The organism is Streptomyces profundus, from assembly GCF_020740535.1.
Lineage (GTDB): Bacteria > Actinomycetota > Actinomycetes > Streptomycetales > Streptomycetaceae > Streptomyces > Streptomyces profundus.
The window spans coordinates 3,941,981-3,958,060 of record NZ_CP082362.1 but is presented as its reverse complement, the minus strand read 5'-3'; the positions used below and the strand labels follow the sequence as shown (position 1 = coordinate 3,958,060).

Annotated in this window: 14 protein-coding genes; 8 read left to right on the top strand and 6 right to left on the bottom strand. The window is 74.6% G+C overall.

Going from position 1 to position 16,080, the window contains the following annotated elements:
• Positions 1-160: 160 nt before the first annotated feature.
• Both K4G22_RS17505 and K4G22_RS17500 read right to left on the bottom strand, forming a co-directional pair.
• Entirely contained in the window at positions 161-955 is a 795-nt protein-coding gene (locus K4G22_RS17505; protein WP_425336798.1) for an endo alpha-1,4 polygalactosaminidase, read from the bottom strand.
• A complete protein-coding gene (locus K4G22_RS17500; RefSeq protein ID WP_228081212.1) occupies positions 952-4,146 on the bottom strand; it encodes a sacsin N-terminal ATP-binding-like domain-containing protein in 3,195 nt (1,064 codons plus the stop codon). Before K4G22_RS17500 ends, K4G22_RS17505 begins: the two co-directional genes overlap by 4 nt.
• 102 nt (positions 4,147-4,248) lie before the next feature.
• On the opposite strand from K4G22_RS17500, the gene K4G22_RS17495 reads away from it, so the two are divergent.
• A complete protein-coding gene (locus tag K4G22_RS17495; protein WP_228081211.1) occupies positions 4,249-4,968 on the top strand; it encodes a sulfite exporter TauE/SafE family protein in 720 nt (239 codons plus the stop codon).
• A gap of 1,569 nt (positions 4,969-6,537) precedes the next feature.
• Here the strand turns inward: K4G22_RS17495 and K4G22_RS17490 are convergent.
• Entirely contained in the window at positions 6,538-7,311 is a 774-nt protein-coding gene (locus K4G22_RS17490) for a DUF3027 domain-containing protein (protein ID WP_228081209.1), read from the bottom strand.
• 332 nt (positions 7,312-7,643) lie between these two features.
• On the opposite strand from K4G22_RS17490, the gene K4G22_RS17485 reads away from it, so the two are divergent.
• Genes K4G22_RS17485 through K4G22_RS17470 form a run of 4 tightly spaced genes read left to right on the top strand, consistent with a single transcriptional unit; the run spans position 7,644 to position 11,214 of the window.
• Positions 7,644-9,032, top strand: coding sequence for an MFS transporter (locus K4G22_RS17485; RefSeq protein ID WP_425336797.1), 1,389 nt, complete (start codon positions 7,644-7,646; stop codon positions 9,030-9,032).
• Positions 9,033-9,058: 26 nt separating this feature from the next.
• Entirely contained in the window at positions 9,059-9,637 is a 579-nt protein-coding gene (locus K4G22_RS17480) for a hypothetical protein (protein WP_228081208.1), read from the top strand.
• A gap of 22 nt (positions 9,638-9,659) precedes the next feature.
• Positions 9,660-10,370: a futalosine hydrolase gene (locus tag K4G22_RS17475; RefSeq protein ID WP_228081206.1), complete on the top strand. Its 711-nt coding sequence runs from the start codon at positions 9,660-9,662 to the stop codon at positions 10,368-10,370.
• Complete coding sequence (locus K4G22_RS17470; RefSeq protein ID WP_228081205.1) at positions 10,363-11,214, top strand: 1,4-dihydroxy-6-naphtoate synthase; 852 nt, start codon at positions 10,363-10,365, stop codon at positions 11,212-11,214. The genes K4G22_RS17475 and K4G22_RS17470 overlap by 8 nt, the downstream gene beginning before the upstream one ends.
• A gap of 11 nt (positions 11,215-11,225) precedes the next feature.
• Here the strand turns inward: K4G22_RS17470 and K4G22_RS17465 are convergent, their stop codons facing one another.
• Positions 11,226-12,464 carry an epoxide hydrolase family protein gene (locus K4G22_RS17465; protein ID WP_228081204.1) on the bottom strand — a complete coding sequence of 413 codons (1,239 nt, stop codon included), beginning with the start codon at positions 12,462-12,464 and terminating at the stop codon, positions 11,226-11,228.
• A gap of 62 nt (positions 12,465-12,526) precedes the next feature.
• Here K4G22_RS17465 and K4G22_RS17460 point away from each other — a divergent pair, with 62 nt between their 5' ends.
• Entirely contained in the window at positions 12,527-13,513 is a 987-nt protein-coding gene (locus K4G22_RS17460; protein ID WP_228081203.1) for a helix-turn-helix transcriptional regulator, read from the top strand.
• Here K4G22_RS17460 and K4G22_RS31835 read toward each other — a convergent pair.
• Complete coding sequence (locus K4G22_RS31835; protein WP_322785104.1) at positions 13,510-13,893, bottom strand: cold-shock protein; 384 nt, start codon at positions 13,891-13,893, stop codon at positions 13,510-13,512. The two genes, K4G22_RS17460 and K4G22_RS31835, sit on opposite strands and share 4 nt — an antisense overlap.
• 163 nt (positions 13,894-14,056) lie before the next feature.
• Here K4G22_RS31835 and K4G22_RS17450 point away from each other — a divergent pair, with 163 nt between their 5' ends.
• Positions 14,057-14,317, top strand: coding sequence for a hypothetical protein (locus K4G22_RS17450; RefSeq protein WP_228081202.1), 261 nt, complete (start codon positions 14,057-14,059; stop codon positions 14,315-14,317).
• Here the strand turns inward: K4G22_RS17450 and K4G22_RS17445 are convergent.
• Positions 14,290-14,931: an HAD family hydrolase gene (locus K4G22_RS17445; RefSeq protein WP_228081200.1), complete on the bottom strand. Its 642-nt coding sequence runs from the start codon at positions 14,929-14,931 to the stop codon at positions 14,290-14,292. The two genes, K4G22_RS17450 and K4G22_RS17445, sit on opposite strands and share 28 nt — an antisense overlap.
• A 64-nt stretch (positions 14,932-14,995) precedes the next feature.
• Between K4G22_RS17445 and K4G22_RS17440 the strand changes: the two genes are divergently transcribed.
• Complete coding sequence (locus K4G22_RS17440) at positions 14,996-16,051, top strand: FecCD family ABC transporter permease (RefSeq protein ID WP_228081199.1); 1,056 nt, start codon at positions 14,996-14,998, stop codon at positions 16,049-16,051.
• Positions 16,052-16,080: the final 29 nt, after the last annotated feature.

Below are 16,080 nucleotides of genomic sequence, written 5' to 3'. Positions count from 1 at the left end.
TGAGGGAAATCTAGGGAACGGACCCAGACAGTTCGATGCCGGTGGCGTCACGGACCCGCTACAGCGGCCCCCTCCGAGGGCTGTCCCACGGTGGCACGCCCCGGCGTGCCACCGCCTCTGGTTCGACGCGCACGGCGTCGCACCGATCGGCTGCCCGCCGTCAGCAGGGGGCGCGCCAGGCGTCGAGGTCCCAGTTCTTGGCCATGGAGCTGAGGCCGAGGCGGTCGGCCTCGGGACAGAAGTCCTCGGGGGGCAGCTCGTACTCGACGTGGAAGACGGGCTTGTCGGCGTCGATGAACGGGGTGAGGTGGTGGCATTCGGCGTAGGCCGCGCACTCCTCGTTGACCGCGAAGTCGAAGTCGTCGACCAGCTCGGGCACTTGGGGCAGGTCGTTCTTGAGGCCGACGGCCAGGCCGCGTTCGTGGGCCAGCTCGGCGACCATGCGGTTGAAGGTCAGCTGGTGTTCGGCCGTGAGGGGGAAGCCGGTTTCGTTGAGGTGGCCGTCGAGGAGGTCGGGTTCGACGGCGTCGAAGCCCTTGTCGCGACACAGGTCGAAGCGGGCGGCGAGCAGCGGGCGGAGGGTGTCGGTGGCGCGGATGTCGAGCCATCGTTCGCCCGGCCAGCCGTTGCCCTCGCCCAGCAGCTCGCCGGGGAAGGCGTCCGCGTCGGGGCGGAAGTCCTCCCAGGCACCGACGTTGACGTAGCAGATGACCCGGATATCGCGCTCGTGGAGCGTGGCGACATCCTCCTCGGTGGCCTCGAAGGCGTCGATGTCATAGACGGCGACGGGGAGTTGGAGGTCGAGCGGACCGGTCAGCTGCCACTGCCAGTCGAGGCCGGCGGTCGGCCGCCAGCGGTCGGGGTCGGCCTCCGCGCCGTCCCGTTCTGCGGCACAGGCCGGCACGGCGGCCAGCAGCAGGGCCCCCAGCGCGAGCCGGGCGGCGGGACGGCTCAGTCGAACCAACGGGCCGTCTCCAACTCGGCGGCGCGGTCGGGGTCTTCGAGGAGCGCGGCCAGCTCGAAGCGGCGCGGCCACTGGCCGGTGGCCCAGGCGAGGCCGGCCGCCAGGCCCTCGAACGTGGCGGCGTGCAGGGCGCCTTCGGCGGTGAGCCGCCAGTCCACCTCGCGGCCCTCGATCACCAGGCCGTCCTCGTGCTCCAGATACTCGGCGGGGGTCTCCTCACCCAGCAACTCCCGAGCGGCGGCCGGCACCTCGCGCAGCTGCCCGCCGTCAGGCGGGGTGGCGGGGATGGCCGCGCTCAGCAGCCGGACGTCCAACACGGCCGCCAACTCGACGGCGAGATCCGGCGGTACGGGCAGCAGCGGGCAGCTGTCCGCCAGCGGCAGCAGATCGGGCGCGTCGGCGACCAGCGCCTCGCCCGCCTCCACCACCCGCACCTCGCCGTCGACCACCGCGCGCAGCCGGTCGGGCAGGGTGACGCCCGCCGGATCGAGCTCGGCCAACAGGCCGTAGAGACCGTGGAGTTGGGTGGCGGAGACCTCGCGTTCCGGATCGCCGAGCCGGGCGAGGAGCTCGGCCGCGCCGCCCGGCTCGGCCAGCAGGGCAGCCGCCGTGGTGCGCACGCCCAGCGCGCGCAGCACCTCCTCGTCGGCCTCGGCGGTGTCCGCGTCCTCGTAGAGGCCGGCCAGCAGGGCGTCCCCGGCGGCCGACCGCAGGCCCGCCGGACGTCGGCCGTCCAGCACGGGCGCGCCACGCAGCCACCAGGCGGTGTAGGAACGGCCGCGCTCCACCGTGCCGTCGGGCATCCGCACCCGCACCCTGGACGTCAGCGCCTCGCGCAGCGGGGAGCGGCCCAGCAGCTCCAGCACGCGCGGCCACCGCGCGTCGTCGACCAGCTCCAGGTCGCGGACGGCCAGCACCTCCGTCGCGACCGGCGGCAGCGACGCCTCGGGCAGCGCGTCCAGCAGGTCCTCGCACCAGACGTCGACCGAGTCCAACAGGCCGACGTCGTCCGGCTCGGCGAACGCCCCCTCGCGCGGCTCCAGTTCGTCCGGGTCGAGCACCACGTCGTTCGACCGCACCAGCACGAAATCGGCCTGCACGCCGACCGCCGTCAGCGTGCGCTCGCCCCACTCCTCGGCCAACTCGTGGTCACAGGCCGCCAGTTCATGCTCCCTGATGACCTGCTGGAAGAGGCTGCCGGGGAAGACCAGCTCCCCGGCCGGGGTGAGCTCGCCGGTGTCGTCCGGCAGCGCCAGGGCCGCCAGCCACGGCTCCTCGCCGGGGCCGAGGTCGGCGGCCCTGGCCAGGGCCAGCACGGTGGCGGCCAACTCGGCGGCCGGCACGGCGTCCTCGTCCCACACGTCCAGATCGGCCGAGGCGGCGACGGCGCTCCGCACCTGGTGGGTGTCCAACACCGCGCGTGGCGTCGCCGCCTGGGCGCCGAGCCGCTCCAGCAGCGGGTGGGCCGCCTCGGGATGCGCCACCTTCAGGCCCAGGCGCCCCAGCTCGCCCGGGTCGGTGCCGGGCGTCGGCAGCAGCACCCGCAGCGGACCTATCGTCGTGCGCCCGTCGGCCAGCGGCACCGGCAGCCCGGTGAGCAGCTCGGGATCGACGCCGGCCAGCGACTCGTACAGCCGCCACCACCAGCCCGGCGGGCGTTCCACGCCGGCCAGGCGCTCCACGATCTCGCCCAGCGAGACCCTCTCGACCTCCAACACCCTGAGCTCCGCCCGGCGTTCGAGGCCGGCCGGGAGCAGCCCGGGGAACAGCTCGGCGAGCACCGCGACCGTGTCGATACCGGCCCGCTCGACCAACTCGGCCTCGGTGGGCCGCAACGCGACCGGCGGCTCGCTCTCCGCCGGCTCCTCCCCCGACCCCTGGGCCACCGGATCGGCCGGCTCCGGCACGCTGACATCGACGGCCGCCCTCGGCAGGAAGGCCGTGCCGGGGAGCAGATCGAGCACCAACTGGCGGAGCTGGCCGTCCAGTTCGCCACGGCCCAGCGGACCTGGCACCAGATCGAGGATCTCCGGGGTGACGGGCCGCCAGTCCGCGAGCAGCGCGGCATACGCCTCGGCGGCGCGGGCCAGCAGAAAGTCCGTGAGCGGCCCGGGCGCGACATGGCGCCGCGTGGGCTCCAGCGGGAAGCTGCCGATGAGCAGCGCCGGCAGGCCGAGCGTGTCGTCGGTGGGCGTGGGCGCGTGCAGCACCGGCGCGCTGGCCGGCGGGCTGGGGGCGCCCTCCGCGTCCACCGGCACGGCCCAGCTGATCGACCAGTGCCGCCGCTCCCGCTCCTCCAGCGGCCGGTCGGCCAACAGCGCCTCGTCCGCCTCGCCCTCCAGCGCCGAGATCCGCCAACGCGTCGACCGGACGGCGCTGCCGGCCGGCCCGGGCTCCTCGGTGATCTGCGTGTACGGGCCGAACTGGCGGCGGGTCAGCGCCCGCACGCCGCGCGGGGTGTCCAGCACCACCTCGGTGAGCGCGGGCAGCGCCAGCAGCAGGCTGTCATCCACGGCGTCCAGCAGGCGGTTGGCCAGATCCTCGGCCGCCGCGTCGCGCAGCGGCAGCCGCAGCACGGTGTCATAGCCATCTGGCACCTCGGCCTCGACCGAGGGCAGCGGCAGGCGCAGCAGCGGAACGGCGTGCCGCTCGCCGGCCCTGCGGTCCAGCTCGGCCAGCAGCCCGGGCGTCTCCTCGGCGGCGGCGCGGACCAGCTCCGTCGACTCGGCCAGCGACCAACGCACCCCGCCCCCGGCACCGGCGATCTCGGGCCGGTCGCTCACCGCCAGCACGGCGGCGAAGCCGACGCCGAACCGGCCGACGCCCGAGCCGCCGCCGGGGCCGCCGCGCTTGGCCGACGCGCGCAGCGTCGACAACGACTCGACGCCGGCCGCGTCCAGCGGCGCCCCCGTGTTGGCCGCCGACAGCACCCCGTCGCGCAGCGTGAACCGCAACCGGCCGGGATCGCCGGCACGTTGGGCGGCGTCGCCGGCGTTCTGCGCCAACTCCACGACCAGCCGGTCGCGGTAGCCGCCCCGGGCGAGGTCCTCCTCGGCGTTGGCGTCCTCCCGGAACCTGGCCGGGGAGTCCCGCCAGGCCCGCAGCACGCGCTGCCGCAGCCGCTCGGTGTGGAACGGGTCGGCGAGGCCGGGGAACGGATCGTCCGCGTGGTCGATGGTCACGTCCCGACACTATCGCCGTCCGGCGGCGCGACCGCCCCCGGTCGCTCGTTTGTTCGGCCCGGGGCCGAGGGGGGTACCGCGAAGTGCTACGTTCGACGCTCGATGACCGACATATCCTTTCTGCTCCTGGTGGGCGGCGCGGTGTTCCTCGGGTCCGCCCTACAGAGCGGGATCGGGCTCGGCCTCGGCCTCCTCGGTGCGCCGACCCTGGCCCTCGTCGAACCCTCCCTGCTGCCCGGCGGCCTGCTGATCACCTCGCTGGTGCTGCCCGTACTCACCATCGCCGGCGAACGACGCCATATCGACTGGCGCGGCCTGGCCTGGGCCCTGCCCGCACGCGTCCCCGGCTCGCTGCTCGGCGTCTGGCTGGTCGCCCGGCTCGCGCCTGACGCGCTGGCGGGCGCGGTCGGCGTGATGGTGCTGCTGGCGGTGGCCGCCTCGCTGTGGCGCGTCCGCGTCCCGATCCGCCCCGACACGCTGATCGGGGTCGGCGTCATCTCCGGTGTGGCGGGCACCGCGACCTCGATCGGCGGACCGCCGATGGCCCTCCTCTACCAGTACGAACCACCGGCGCGGGTACGGGCCACACTCGCCGCGTACTTCGTGCTCGGCGGGGCGATGTCGCTGGCCGCGCTGCTGGCCGGCGGCCAGCTCACGGGGCGCCAGGTCGGCTACGGGCTGGCCGCGACGCCCCTGGTGATCGCCGGCTACTTCCTGGGCCGGCTCCTCCGCGACCGCTTCGACGCCGCCGCACTCCGCGCGGTACTGCTCGCCGCGGTGGCGGCGGCCGGCACGAGCCTGGTGGTGCGCGCCCTCACCTAGCCGGAGGCCCGGCTGGCCCACGCGGCGCCGAGCCTCGGGCCGGGGGGCCCGGACGGCCGCTTCGAGGGCCGGGGCGGACGGGCAGCAGAGCGCCTTGCGGCTGGCGGGACGGACATATGGAGGGACGGTGGGCAGGGTCGGGGGACAGCGAAGTGGGCGCGGGCGGTGGCGGGGGACGGCGCCGGCCCCTCGGGCCGGGCGGCCGAGGCCAACGGCTGACAGCCGGCCGGCTCGGCACAGCCGGCCCTTGGCCGGGCCGGAACGGGTGCCCCCACGGGGGCCGGCGGGGCAGCGGGCGAGGGAACCCGGCCGGGGGCCACGGCCGGCTCGGCAGCGGCGAACTCGGCGCGGCCTCGGGCCGGCAGGCCAAGGCGGGGCAGCGCGGCCGGTACCCGGCCGGAGCCCGAACCGGGCAGGCCGGCGGGCCCGGGAGCGCGGCCGGGGGCAGCGGGCATACCGGGCCTCCGCCGCGCGGCCCGAACGGGAGGAGCGAACTCGGCGCAGCCTCGGGCCGGCAGGCCGGGACGGGTCGGCGCAGCCGGCCCCCGGCCGGGGCCAGGAGCGGCCAACGGGCGCCCCCGTGGGGCGGATGGGCGGGGCAAGCCCGGCCGGCGGTGGCGAACTCCGCACAGCCTCGGGCCGGCAGGCCAAGCCGGCTCGGCGCAGCCGGTTCCTGGCCGGAGCCAGGAACGGGCAACGGGCGCTCCCGTGGGGCCGGGTAGGTCGCAGAAGCCCTGCCGGAGGCAACGGCCGTACCGGCGGCGGCGAACTCCGCGCAGCCTCGGGCCGGCAGGCCGGGACGGGTCGGCGCAGCCGGTACCCGGCCGGAGCCCGAACCGGGCAGGCCGGCGGGCGCGGGAGCCCTGCCGGGGGCAGCGGGCGTACCGGGCCTCCGCCGCGCGGCCCGAGCGAACTCCGCGCAGCCTCTGGCCGGCAGGCCAAGGCGCGGCGGCGCGGCCGGCCCCCGGCCGGGGCCAGGGGCGGTCAACAGGCGCCCCCGTGGGGCGGGTGGGCGGGGCAAGCCCGGCCGGCGGTGGCGAACTCCGCACAGCCTCGGGCCGGCAGGCCAAGCCGGCTCGGCGCAGCCGGTTCCCGGCCGGAGCTGCCAGGAGCAGGCAACAGACGCCCCAAGGGGGCGGGTGGGTGGGGAAAGCAGCGGGGCCGGCGGGCGCGGGAGCCCTGCCGGAGGCAACGGCCGTACCGGCGGCAGCGAACTCCGCACAGCCTCGGGCCGGCAGGCCAAGGCGCGGCGGCGCGGCCGGCCCCCGGCCGGGGCCAGGAGCGGCCAACGGGCGCCCCCGTGGGGCGGGTGGGCGGGGCAAGCCCGGCCGGCGGCAGCGAACTCCGCGCAGCCTCGGGCCGGCAGGCCGAGGCGGGGCAGCGCGGCCGGTTCCTGGCCGGAGCCAGGAGCGGGCAACGGACAGCCCCCAAGGGGGTGGGCGGGCGGGGAAAACGCCCGGGGCCAGCGGACGCGGGAGCCCGCCCGGCGGTGGCGAACTCCGCGCAGCCGGCCCCCGGCCGGGGCCAGGAGCGGGCAGCGGACAGCCGCCGTGGGGAAAAAGGAGCCGGTCAGAGGGGGTCGGCGCCGAGGTCGTCGATGACGGGGGGTGGGGGGGGCTGGTGCTTGGGGGATTCGGCCGCCTCGGAGTGCGCTCCGCAGCCGTACGCGAGGGAGATGACGCGGCCGTCCGCCGGGGAGAACTCGTTGCCGCAGACGCCGAACGCCTGCCGGAGGCTGCCGGCGAGCGGCACCAGGAAGCCGCAGCTGACGCAGGAGGCCGGGGCCGCCTGGGCCATCGGGGTGGCGGCGCCGAACTCGTCGTCCCAGCGGTCGGCGGCCTCGCGGAGGCCCATCAGGGAGAGCACCCGGTTGCGGCCCAGGCCCAGCTCACCGGCGACATCGCGGACGGTGCCACGTCCGATGTGGTCGTCCTCGGCCAGCGGGGAGTTGGGCGGCGGCTCCTCCTCGGCGAGGAAGCCCGGTTCGAGCCTCGGGTCGTCCTCCTCGGCGGGCAGCAGATCGCCCGGGCCCAGATCGCCGGGGCGCAGCCGTTCGCTCCACGGCACCCAGTCGGGTGCCAGCAGCGCCTCCGGCCCCGGGGTGAGGGCGACCTCGTCGACCGTCACATAGCGGGCGCGCGCCGCGCGGGCGACCGTGACGGCCCAGCGCCAGCCCGGGTAGCCGGGCTCCTCGCTGGCGAAGAAGTGGGTGACGAGGCGCTCGCCGTCGGCGATCATTCCCAGATGGCCGCCAAGACGGTGCGGGAACGCCGCCTGCGCCGCCGCGTCGCGCGCTAGCTCCACCGCTTCGGCGCACAGCCGGTCGGGGGTCCGGCTTCGCATCCCAGGACTCACAAGAACTCTCCTACGGCGTTGTTCGGTGCGGGCGCCTTGGGTGGCGAACGGGGCGGACGGAGCGGACGCGGGACCGCTACGACGTCGCGCTGATCGAGGCTAGGCGCACCGTCGGGCCACGCTATCGCACGGGGCAGCGCCCTCGCGCGTGGGTTCGGTGGCGCTGGTCGGGCACGGATCGGACCGGCGGGCGAGCGGGACCGGTCCGGGCCGGGGCCAGCCCGGCGGAAGCTCCGAGAAAGACCGTAAAGCCCGTGCGGATCAGGGGAGTCAGCGCGCCCGGGGGCCTTACTCTTGCCGTTGTGGCTGCTGGCGGTCGGTTGGACACGGGAAACCCCGAGGGCAAGGCCCGCGCCGGAGTGGTCGTCCGCACCGGCCGGGCGGTGGGTCGTGGGCTGTTGGCGGTGCCACTGGCGGTGACCCGCCGGGTGCGGCGCGCGACGCACGCGCACGGCGCGGGCGAGTCGGGCATGGCGAAGCTGATCGAGTTGCACGCGGTGCATTCGGCCGGCGACATGCTGATCACCTTCGCCCTGGCGTCCACCATCTTCTTCTCGGTGCCGACGGACGAGGCGCGCGGCCGGGTGGCGCTGTATCTGGCGATCACCATGGCGCCCTTCGTGCTGTTGGCGCCGGTGATCGGGCCGCTGTTGGACCGGGTGCCGCACGGGCGGCGGGCGGCGATGGCCGGCGCGCTGCTGGCGCGCGGCATGTTGGCGCTGGTGATCGCGAGCGCCGTGGTCACCGGCGGTCTTGAGCTGTATCCGGCGGCGCTCGGCGTGATGGTCTGTTCGAAGGCGTACAACATCGTGCGGGCCGCTGTGGTGCCCCGGCTGCTGCCGCCCCGGATCTCCCTGGTGAAGGCGAACGCGCGGATCACGTTGACGGGACTGCTCTCGGCCGGGGCGATGGCGCCCGTCGGGTTCGCGCTCAACGCGATCGGCGAGCGGTGGCCGCTCTACGCGGCCTGCGCCATCACGGTCGTCGGCGCGCTGATGTCGTTTCGGCTGCCGGGCCAGGTGGATCTGGCGAAGGGTGAGCGGACGGCGCATCTGGCGGAGTTGGCGGAGATCAGGAGCGGGGACGGCGAGGGGCGCTCGGAGCGGCGCGGGTTTCTGCCGCGCGCCGGGGACTCGCCGGTGTTGCGGGCGCTGACGGCGAACGCGTCGCTGCGGGCGCTCTCCGGCTTCCTGCTGTTCTTCATGGCGTTCCTGCTGCGCGGCGAGCCGCTGCCGGGGCTGACCGCCGCGCTGTCGCTGGGCCTGGTGGGGGTGGCGGCCGGGGTGGGGAACGGCCTGGGCAACGTGCTGGGGAACTGGCTGCGGGAGCGTTCCCCCGAGCTGATCCTGTTGGCGGTGCTGGCGGTGGCCGTGGGCACCACGGTGGCCGCCGCGGTCAGCTATCTGGCGGTGACGGTGATCGCGGTGTGCGCCGCGGCCGGGATCTGTCAGGCGCTGGGCAAGCTGGCGCTGGACGCGCTGATCCAGCGGGACGTGCCGGATGTGGTGCGGACGTCGGCGTTCGCCCGTTCGGAGACCACGTTGCAGATGGCGTGGGTGCTGGGTGGCGCGGTCGGGATCTCGTTGCCGTTGATCGGCCCGCTGGGCATGGCGGTCTGTGCCGGTCTTGTCCTGTTGGGGGCCGGTTTCAGCGTGCGGGGGCTGCTCTCCGCGGCCCGTCGCGGCTCGCCGCACCCGCGCGTCAGGTGACCGGTATGGGCCGGTAACCTGCCCACATGACTGTGATCGCCAGGAACCGGGGCCGCCGGGCCTTTCGTACCATGCTCGCGCTCGGCACCGTTTCGCTGGGCGTCCTGGTGCTGTCGGGGTGTGAGAAGCCGTCCCCGAACGCGCATTTCACGTTGGACAGCAGCAGCAAGACGCGGGAGACCGCGCGGGACTGCCACGGGCACGGCGAGGCGCTGGGCGTGACACGGGCGCTTGAGTGCCTCGCCAGCGACGAGGGGGCGGTGTCGTTCTCCACCTCGCCGGGCGACACGTTCCGGATCGGCGTGGATCCGGCGGTGGCCGAGGACGGCTGGGTGCTCTTCGTCAACGAGCAGCTGTACCGGATCGAGCCGTACACCGGCACCTACCAGAGCTTCCCCAGCGGCGATCTCTACCAGATGGTGCGGGGCGAGCCGCAGCCGGGCCAGCCGCCGGTCGATGAGGAGCTGCGGCTCTCCGTCGCCCAGGTGCGCGACGAGTACGACGTGGCCGCCATCTGGGACGCCTCAAGCGAGGAGGAGTTCCAGGAGAACCTCTTCGGCCAGGTCGAGGGCGTCTGGAACGTGACGCTCACCCCCGGCGACTGAGCCGGCTGGGGGCCCGCGCACCATGGGGGAGAAGCGAACGCTGGTGGTCACGGCCGTGCCGGCCGAGCGGGACGCGGTGACGTTGGCGGCGGGCGTGGCGCCCGAGCCGTTCACGCTGCCCGGCGGCCTCTCCCTGCAACGCGGACCCGGCCTTGACGCGGTCTCGGTCGGGGTCGGCCCGGCCGCCGCCGCGGCCGGCACGGCGACGGTGCTGGCGCTGGCGCAGGGCCGCTACGACCTGGTGGTCTCGGCCGGCATCGGCGGCGGGTTCGCCGCGGTCGCCGATGTGGGTGCGACGGTGGTGTCCTCGGCGCTGGTCGCGGCCGATCTGGGCGCCGAGACGGCCGACGGGTTCCTGGACGTGGGCGAGTTGGGCTTCGGCGCTGCGGTGCACCGGCCGCCGGCCGAGCTGCTGCGGGCGGCGGCCTCGGCGGTCGGCGGCCCCTCGGGCCCGGTGCTGACCGTGTCGACGGCGACCGGAACGGCGGCCCGCGCCGCCGAGTTGGCGGCCCGGCATCCGGGGGCCGCCGCCGAGGGCATGGAGGGCCACGGGGTCGCCACGGCGGCCGTGGCGCACCAGCTCGCGGTGTTGGAGATCCGCACCGTGTCCAATCCGGTGGGCCCCAGGGAGCGCGCCGCCTGGCGCATCCCGGACGCGCTGCGCGCCCTGACGGACGCGTTCGCCGCCCTGGGCCCGGCGTTCGACCTCTGGAGGCAGAAGACCGATGGCTGACCGTCCGCTCTCCCTGACGTTCTCGCCCTGTCCCAACGACACCTTCGTCTTCCACGCCTGGGCGCACGGCCTGCTGCCCGACGCGCCCGAGGTGGCCGTGGACTACGCGGACATCGACATCACCAACGGCCGGGCGCAGCGCGGCGAGGGCGATGTGTTGAAGGTGTCGTACGCGGTGCTGCCCTGGGTGCTGGACGCGTACGCGCTGCTGCCGTGCGGCGGGGCGCTGGGCCGTGGCTGTGGCCCGCTGGTGCTGACCGGTCCTGGGGCCGGGGGCGCCGCTCCGGCCGATCTGGCGGGCCGCACGGTCGCGGTGCCGAGCGAGCGGTCGACGGCCTATCTGCTGTTCCGGCTGTGGGCGGCGGCCGAGGTGCCGTGCGGGGTGGGCGAGGTGCTGGTGCTGCCGTTCGACGAGATCATGCCGGCGGTGCGGGACGGGCGGGTGGACGCCGGCCTGGTGATCCACGAGGCGCGGTTCACCTACCAGAACTACGGGTTGACGCGGCTGGCTGATCTGGGCGAGTTCTGGGAGTCCAGCACGGGGCATCCGATTCCGCTGGGCGCCATCGTCGCCAAGCGGTCGCTGGGCGAGGAGCGGCTGGCCGCGATCACGGCGGCGATCCGGGCGTCGGTGCGGCTGGCCTGGGCCGATCCGGCGGCCAGCGAGGCGTATGTGCGGGAGCACGCACAGGAGATGGACCCGGAGGTGGCGAAGGCCCACATCGGGCTCTACGTCAACGAGTTCACCGCCGACCTCGGGGAGAGCGGGCACGCGGCGGTCGCCGAGCTGCTGGGCCGGGCGGCCGACGCGGGCCTGGTGCCCCGCGTCGACCGGCTGGGCTGACGGCGGGCCGTTCAGCCCAGCTCGCGGAAGAAGGCCCGGATGTCGGCGACCAGCAGCTCGGGTTTCTCCATGGCGAGGAAGTGACCGCCCGAGTCCAACTCGGTCCAGCGGACGATGTGGTGGTCCCGCTCGGCCCAGGGGCGAACGGTGGCATCGACGGCGGAGAGCAGCACGCCGGTTGGCACGGTGCCGCGCGCGGGCCCCGACCAGCCGGCCGCCTCGTCGCCGCCCGCACCCCAGTCGGTGGCCGTCTCGTCGCCGCCCGCACCCCAGTCGGTGGCCGACATCATCTCGTAGTAGATCTGGGCGGCCGAGGACGCCGTGGCGGTGAACCAGAAGAGTGCGACGGTGGTCAGAAAGCGGTCACGCGCCACGCTCTCCTCGGGCAGCCCGTCCTCCGGGTGGGTCAGTTCCTTGAACTTCTCGACGATCCAGGCGAGTTGACCGACCGGCGAGTCGGTGAGCGCATAGCCGACGGTGTCAGGGCGCTTCCCGTTGCACTGGAGGTAGCCGTCGTTGAAGTCCTGCATCCGCTGCCAGCGCTCGGCGTCGGCCGGGGAGAGCCCGTCCATCTCGCCCTCCGCGCCGACCGGGAAGGTGAGCATGGCGTTGAGGTGCAGCCCGATCACCCGGTCGGGGGCCAGGGCCGCGATCTCGGGGCCGACCCAGCCGCCCGTGTCATAGCCCTGGACGCCGAACCGCCGGTACCCCAGCCGGTCCATCAGCTCCACCAGGCACGCGGCCATCGCCCCTGCCCCCATGCCGGGCCCGGCCAGCGGGGTGGAGAAACCGAACCCGGGCAGTGACGGCACCACCAGGTGGTAGGCGTCCGACGGATCCCCGCCGTGGGCGGCGGGATCGGTCAGCGGCCCCAGCACGTCCAGGAAGTCCGCGAAGGTCCCTGGCCAACCGTGCAACAACAGCAGCGGGGTGGCGTCGGGGTGCGGGGAGCGCAGGTGGACGAAGTGCAGACGCTGCCCCCGCACCGAGGTCACGAACTGCGGGTGGGCGTTCAGCTCGGCCTCCCTCGCCCGCCAGTCGAAGGAGTCGCGCCAGTAGCCGACCAACTCCCTCAGATAGTCGGCGGGCACGCCCCGACTCCAGCCGGTGCCCGGCAGCTCGGCGGGCAGGCGGGTGCGGGCCAGCCGCTCGTTCAGCTCGGCGATCTCGGGCTGCGGGACATCGATCCGGAAGGGCGTGATCCGCTCGGCGGGATCGTCGCGGTGCGCTGTGTTGTGGGCGTCGTTCATGCGGGGAACCGTAGGAGGCGGTGCGGACAGGACCGGTCCTAACCATGCGGGAGACTGGGGACATGCGAGACGGTGCGGGCCCGCTGCCTCCCTCGGCCCGGCTGCTGAGGCTGCTCTCCCTCCTCCAGAGCGGACAGGACCGCTCCGGCGGGGAGCTGGCCGAGCGTCTTGGCGTGACCGCCCGCACCGTGCGCAGGGACGTCGAGCGGCTGCGCGCGCTGGGCTATCCGGTGCTGGCCGCGCGTGGCACCGCCGGATACCGGCTGGTCGCCGGTGCCGCGCTGCCGCCGCTGCTGCTCGACGACGAGGAGGCGATCGCGGTGGCCGTGGCGCTCGCGACGACGGCGAGCAGCGCGGTCACCGGGATCGAGGAGACCTCGCTGCGCGCGCTGGCCAAGCTGGAACAGGTGCTGCCAGGCCGGCTTCGGCACCGCGTCCAGACCCTGGGCACGGCCACCGTCCAGGTGTCGGCGGCCGGCCCCGAGGTCGGGGGCGAGACGCTGATGGCGCTGGCCGAGGCCAGCCGCCGGCGCGAGCGGCTGCGCTTCGACTACACCGACTCACACGGCCGCCGCGCGGTGCGCGAGGTCGAGCCGCACCACATCGTCTGCTTCGTACGGCACTGGTATCTGATCGCCTGGGACGTCCACAGGGACGACTGGCGCACCTTCCGGATCGACCGGCTGGTCCCGCGCACGCCCACCGGCCCGCGTTTCGCCCCGCGTCCGCCACCGGACGGGGACCCGGCGGCCTATCTCGCCCGCCGGCTCTCCTTCGGGACCTGGCCGCACCGGGCGACCGTCACGCTGCACGAGCCGATCGAGGAGGTGACGGAGCGGGTCTGGCCGGGGATGGGGGTGCTGGAGGCGGTGGACGAGGCGAGCTGTCGGCTGCGCGTGGGCGCCGACAGCGTCGCGTCCCTGGTCTGGATGATCACCTCGGTCGACACCGACTTCACCCTCACCGACGGCTCCCCTGAGCTGGCCCGCGCCCTGCTGCGCCAGGCCGCCCGCTGTCGGGCGGCCGTGACACCGCCGGAGGGGACCTAGACGTCCAGTTGGTCGGCGACGGCGCGGAGCATGCCGGCGATCTTCCGGCCACTGGCGCGGTCCGGATACCGGCCGCGCTCCAACTGCTGGGAGACGCCGTCGAGCAGCGTGGTCAGATCCTGCACGATGGAGGCCAACTCGTCCGGCTTGCGGCGCTGCGCGGCGGCCACCGAGGGGACCGGGTCGAGCAGCACCACCGACAGCGCCTGATCGCCGCGCTGCCCCGCCACCACCCCGAACTCGACGCGCTGTCCCGGCTTGAGCACGTCGAGGCCGCTGGGCAAGGCCGAAGAGTGCACAAAGACATCGCCGCCGTCATCACGGGAAAGGAAGCCGAAGCCCTTCTCGCTGTTGAACCACTTGACTTTGCCGGTAGGCACGTGTCCTCGTCCTCGCACTCGCATAGCAGTGAGGCGGGCCACATCAGCCCGCCAGGTCCAGGCTAGTAGCCCGGGGCCCGGTGACAAGATGCTCCCGGGCCGTTTCGGAGGATCACTGCCCCCGGCGCGTCGCAAATATGCTCGCACCTGCGATCCTGTGGGGGTGAGTACGAACTACCCGGGAGACGGCCTGGTGCGCGTGGGCGGCGTGGTGTTCGCCGTCGGTGCCGTGGCGACCCTGATCACCGTGATTCCGCTCCTCGTTGGGGCCGACCCGCTGCCGACGGCGGCGTATCTGGTGTCGATGCTGATGGGCGCCGGCTTTCTGCTCGCCGGCTGTGGCCTGATGCGGTCCATGGCGGCGCAGCGCCGGATGGACCGCGCCGCGCAGTCCGCTCAGCCCGTCGCGCCCTCCGCGAGATAGCCGGCGAGCCAGGCGGGGAACGCCGTCAGATCGTCGAGGACCACATCGGCGCCGGCGGCCCTGAGTTCGTCGGCGGGGCAGGGCCCGGTGGCGACCGCGACGGAGAGCGCGTCGGCGGCGCGCGCCCCGCGCACGTCCCCCACGTGATCGCCCACGTAGACGCCGGCCTCGTGCGCCCTGAGCGCCTCCGCCTTCCGCTCGGCCCAGAGCCAGCCGACCACCGCGTCGGGGGCCAGGCCCAGATGGTCCAGATGCAGCTTGGCGTTGCCCCCGTGCTTGGCGGTGACCACGACGCTGTGCCCGCCGTGCCGGCGCACCGTCTCGATCGCCTCGGCGGCGCCCGGCAGCAACAGGGTCGGCTCGATCGCCAGATCCACGTACATCTCGCGGTAGCGCTCCACCATGGTCGGGATCAGCTCGGCGGGGAACCAACAGGCCAACTCGTCCTCAAGCGGCGGTCCGAGCCGGCTGACCGCGAGATCGGCGTCGATGAACACCCCCGTCTCGTCGGCCAGCGCCCGATAGGTGCGGTGGATGCCGGGACGGGAGTCGATCAGGGTCATGTCGAGGTCGAAACCCACGGTCAACCGGGGTGTCCGCGCTGAGAGAGCCATACCGCTATTGTGCCCCTGGCAGATGCCTATACTTAGGCTCGCCTTACCTAACCCCAGGGACGTCATGCCAGCCATATCCGACCGCCGACCGCTCGCCGCGTCTCGCGCGACGACCTCGCGCCGGCTGGCCTGGCTCGCCGCCGGTCTTGCGGCGCTGGTGGTCGCGATGCTGCTGAGCGTGGCGCTCGGCAGCCGTTCCATGGGCCTCGACCAGGTCTGGCAGGCGCTGTTCACCGGTCCTGACCAGCTGACCGGGGAGGACGCGAGCGCCGCCAAGGTGGTGCGCGAACTGCGGGTGCCGCGCACCCTGATCGCGGTGATGGTGGGCGCGGCGCTGGGCATGGCGGGCGCGGTGATGCAGGGCCTCACCCGCAACCCGATCGCCGAGCCCGGCATCCTCGGGGTGAGTCAGGGCGCCTCAGTCGCCGTGGTCCTGGCGATCACCTTTGCCGGCGCGAACAGCCTGGACGACTACGTCTGGTACGCCTTCGCCGGCGCGGGCGTTGCCGCCGTGCTGGTCTACGGGATCGCCAACCAGGGCCGGGGCGGGGCCACTCCGGTGCGGCTCGCGCTGGCCGGCGCGGCGATCAACGCGCTGTTGGCCTCGGTGATCGCCGGAGTGCTCACCACCCATGGCGCCACCCTCGACCAGTTCAGGTTCTGGCAGATCGGATCACTGACCGACAGGAACGCGGAAATCGCCGGACAGATAGCGCCGTTCCTGCTGACCGGCGTGATCTTTGTCGCCGCAGCCGCACGGGGACTCGACGCGCTGGCGCTGGGCGACGACGTGGCCAGGGGCCTGGGCCAGAACGTGGGAGCGGTGCGGATCGTCGGCGGCGTCGGCGCCGTCGTGCTCACCGGCGTCGGGGTGGCGGCGGCAGGGCCGATCGCCTTTGTCGGCCTGGCCGTTCCCCATATCGGCCGCGCCCTGGTGGGCGGCGGACACCGCTGGCTGCTGCCGATGTCCGCGCTGCTGGGCGCCGTGGTGCTGCTGGTCTCCGACGTGGTGGGCCGACTGGTCTTCCCGCCGTCCGAGGTGCCGGCCGGGGTGATGACGGCGCTGGTCGGGGTGCCGTTCCTGATCTATCTGGTGCGCCGCTCGGGGGTCCGAGGATGAGCGCGCGCGGCACACGGGGCAGCGGGGAG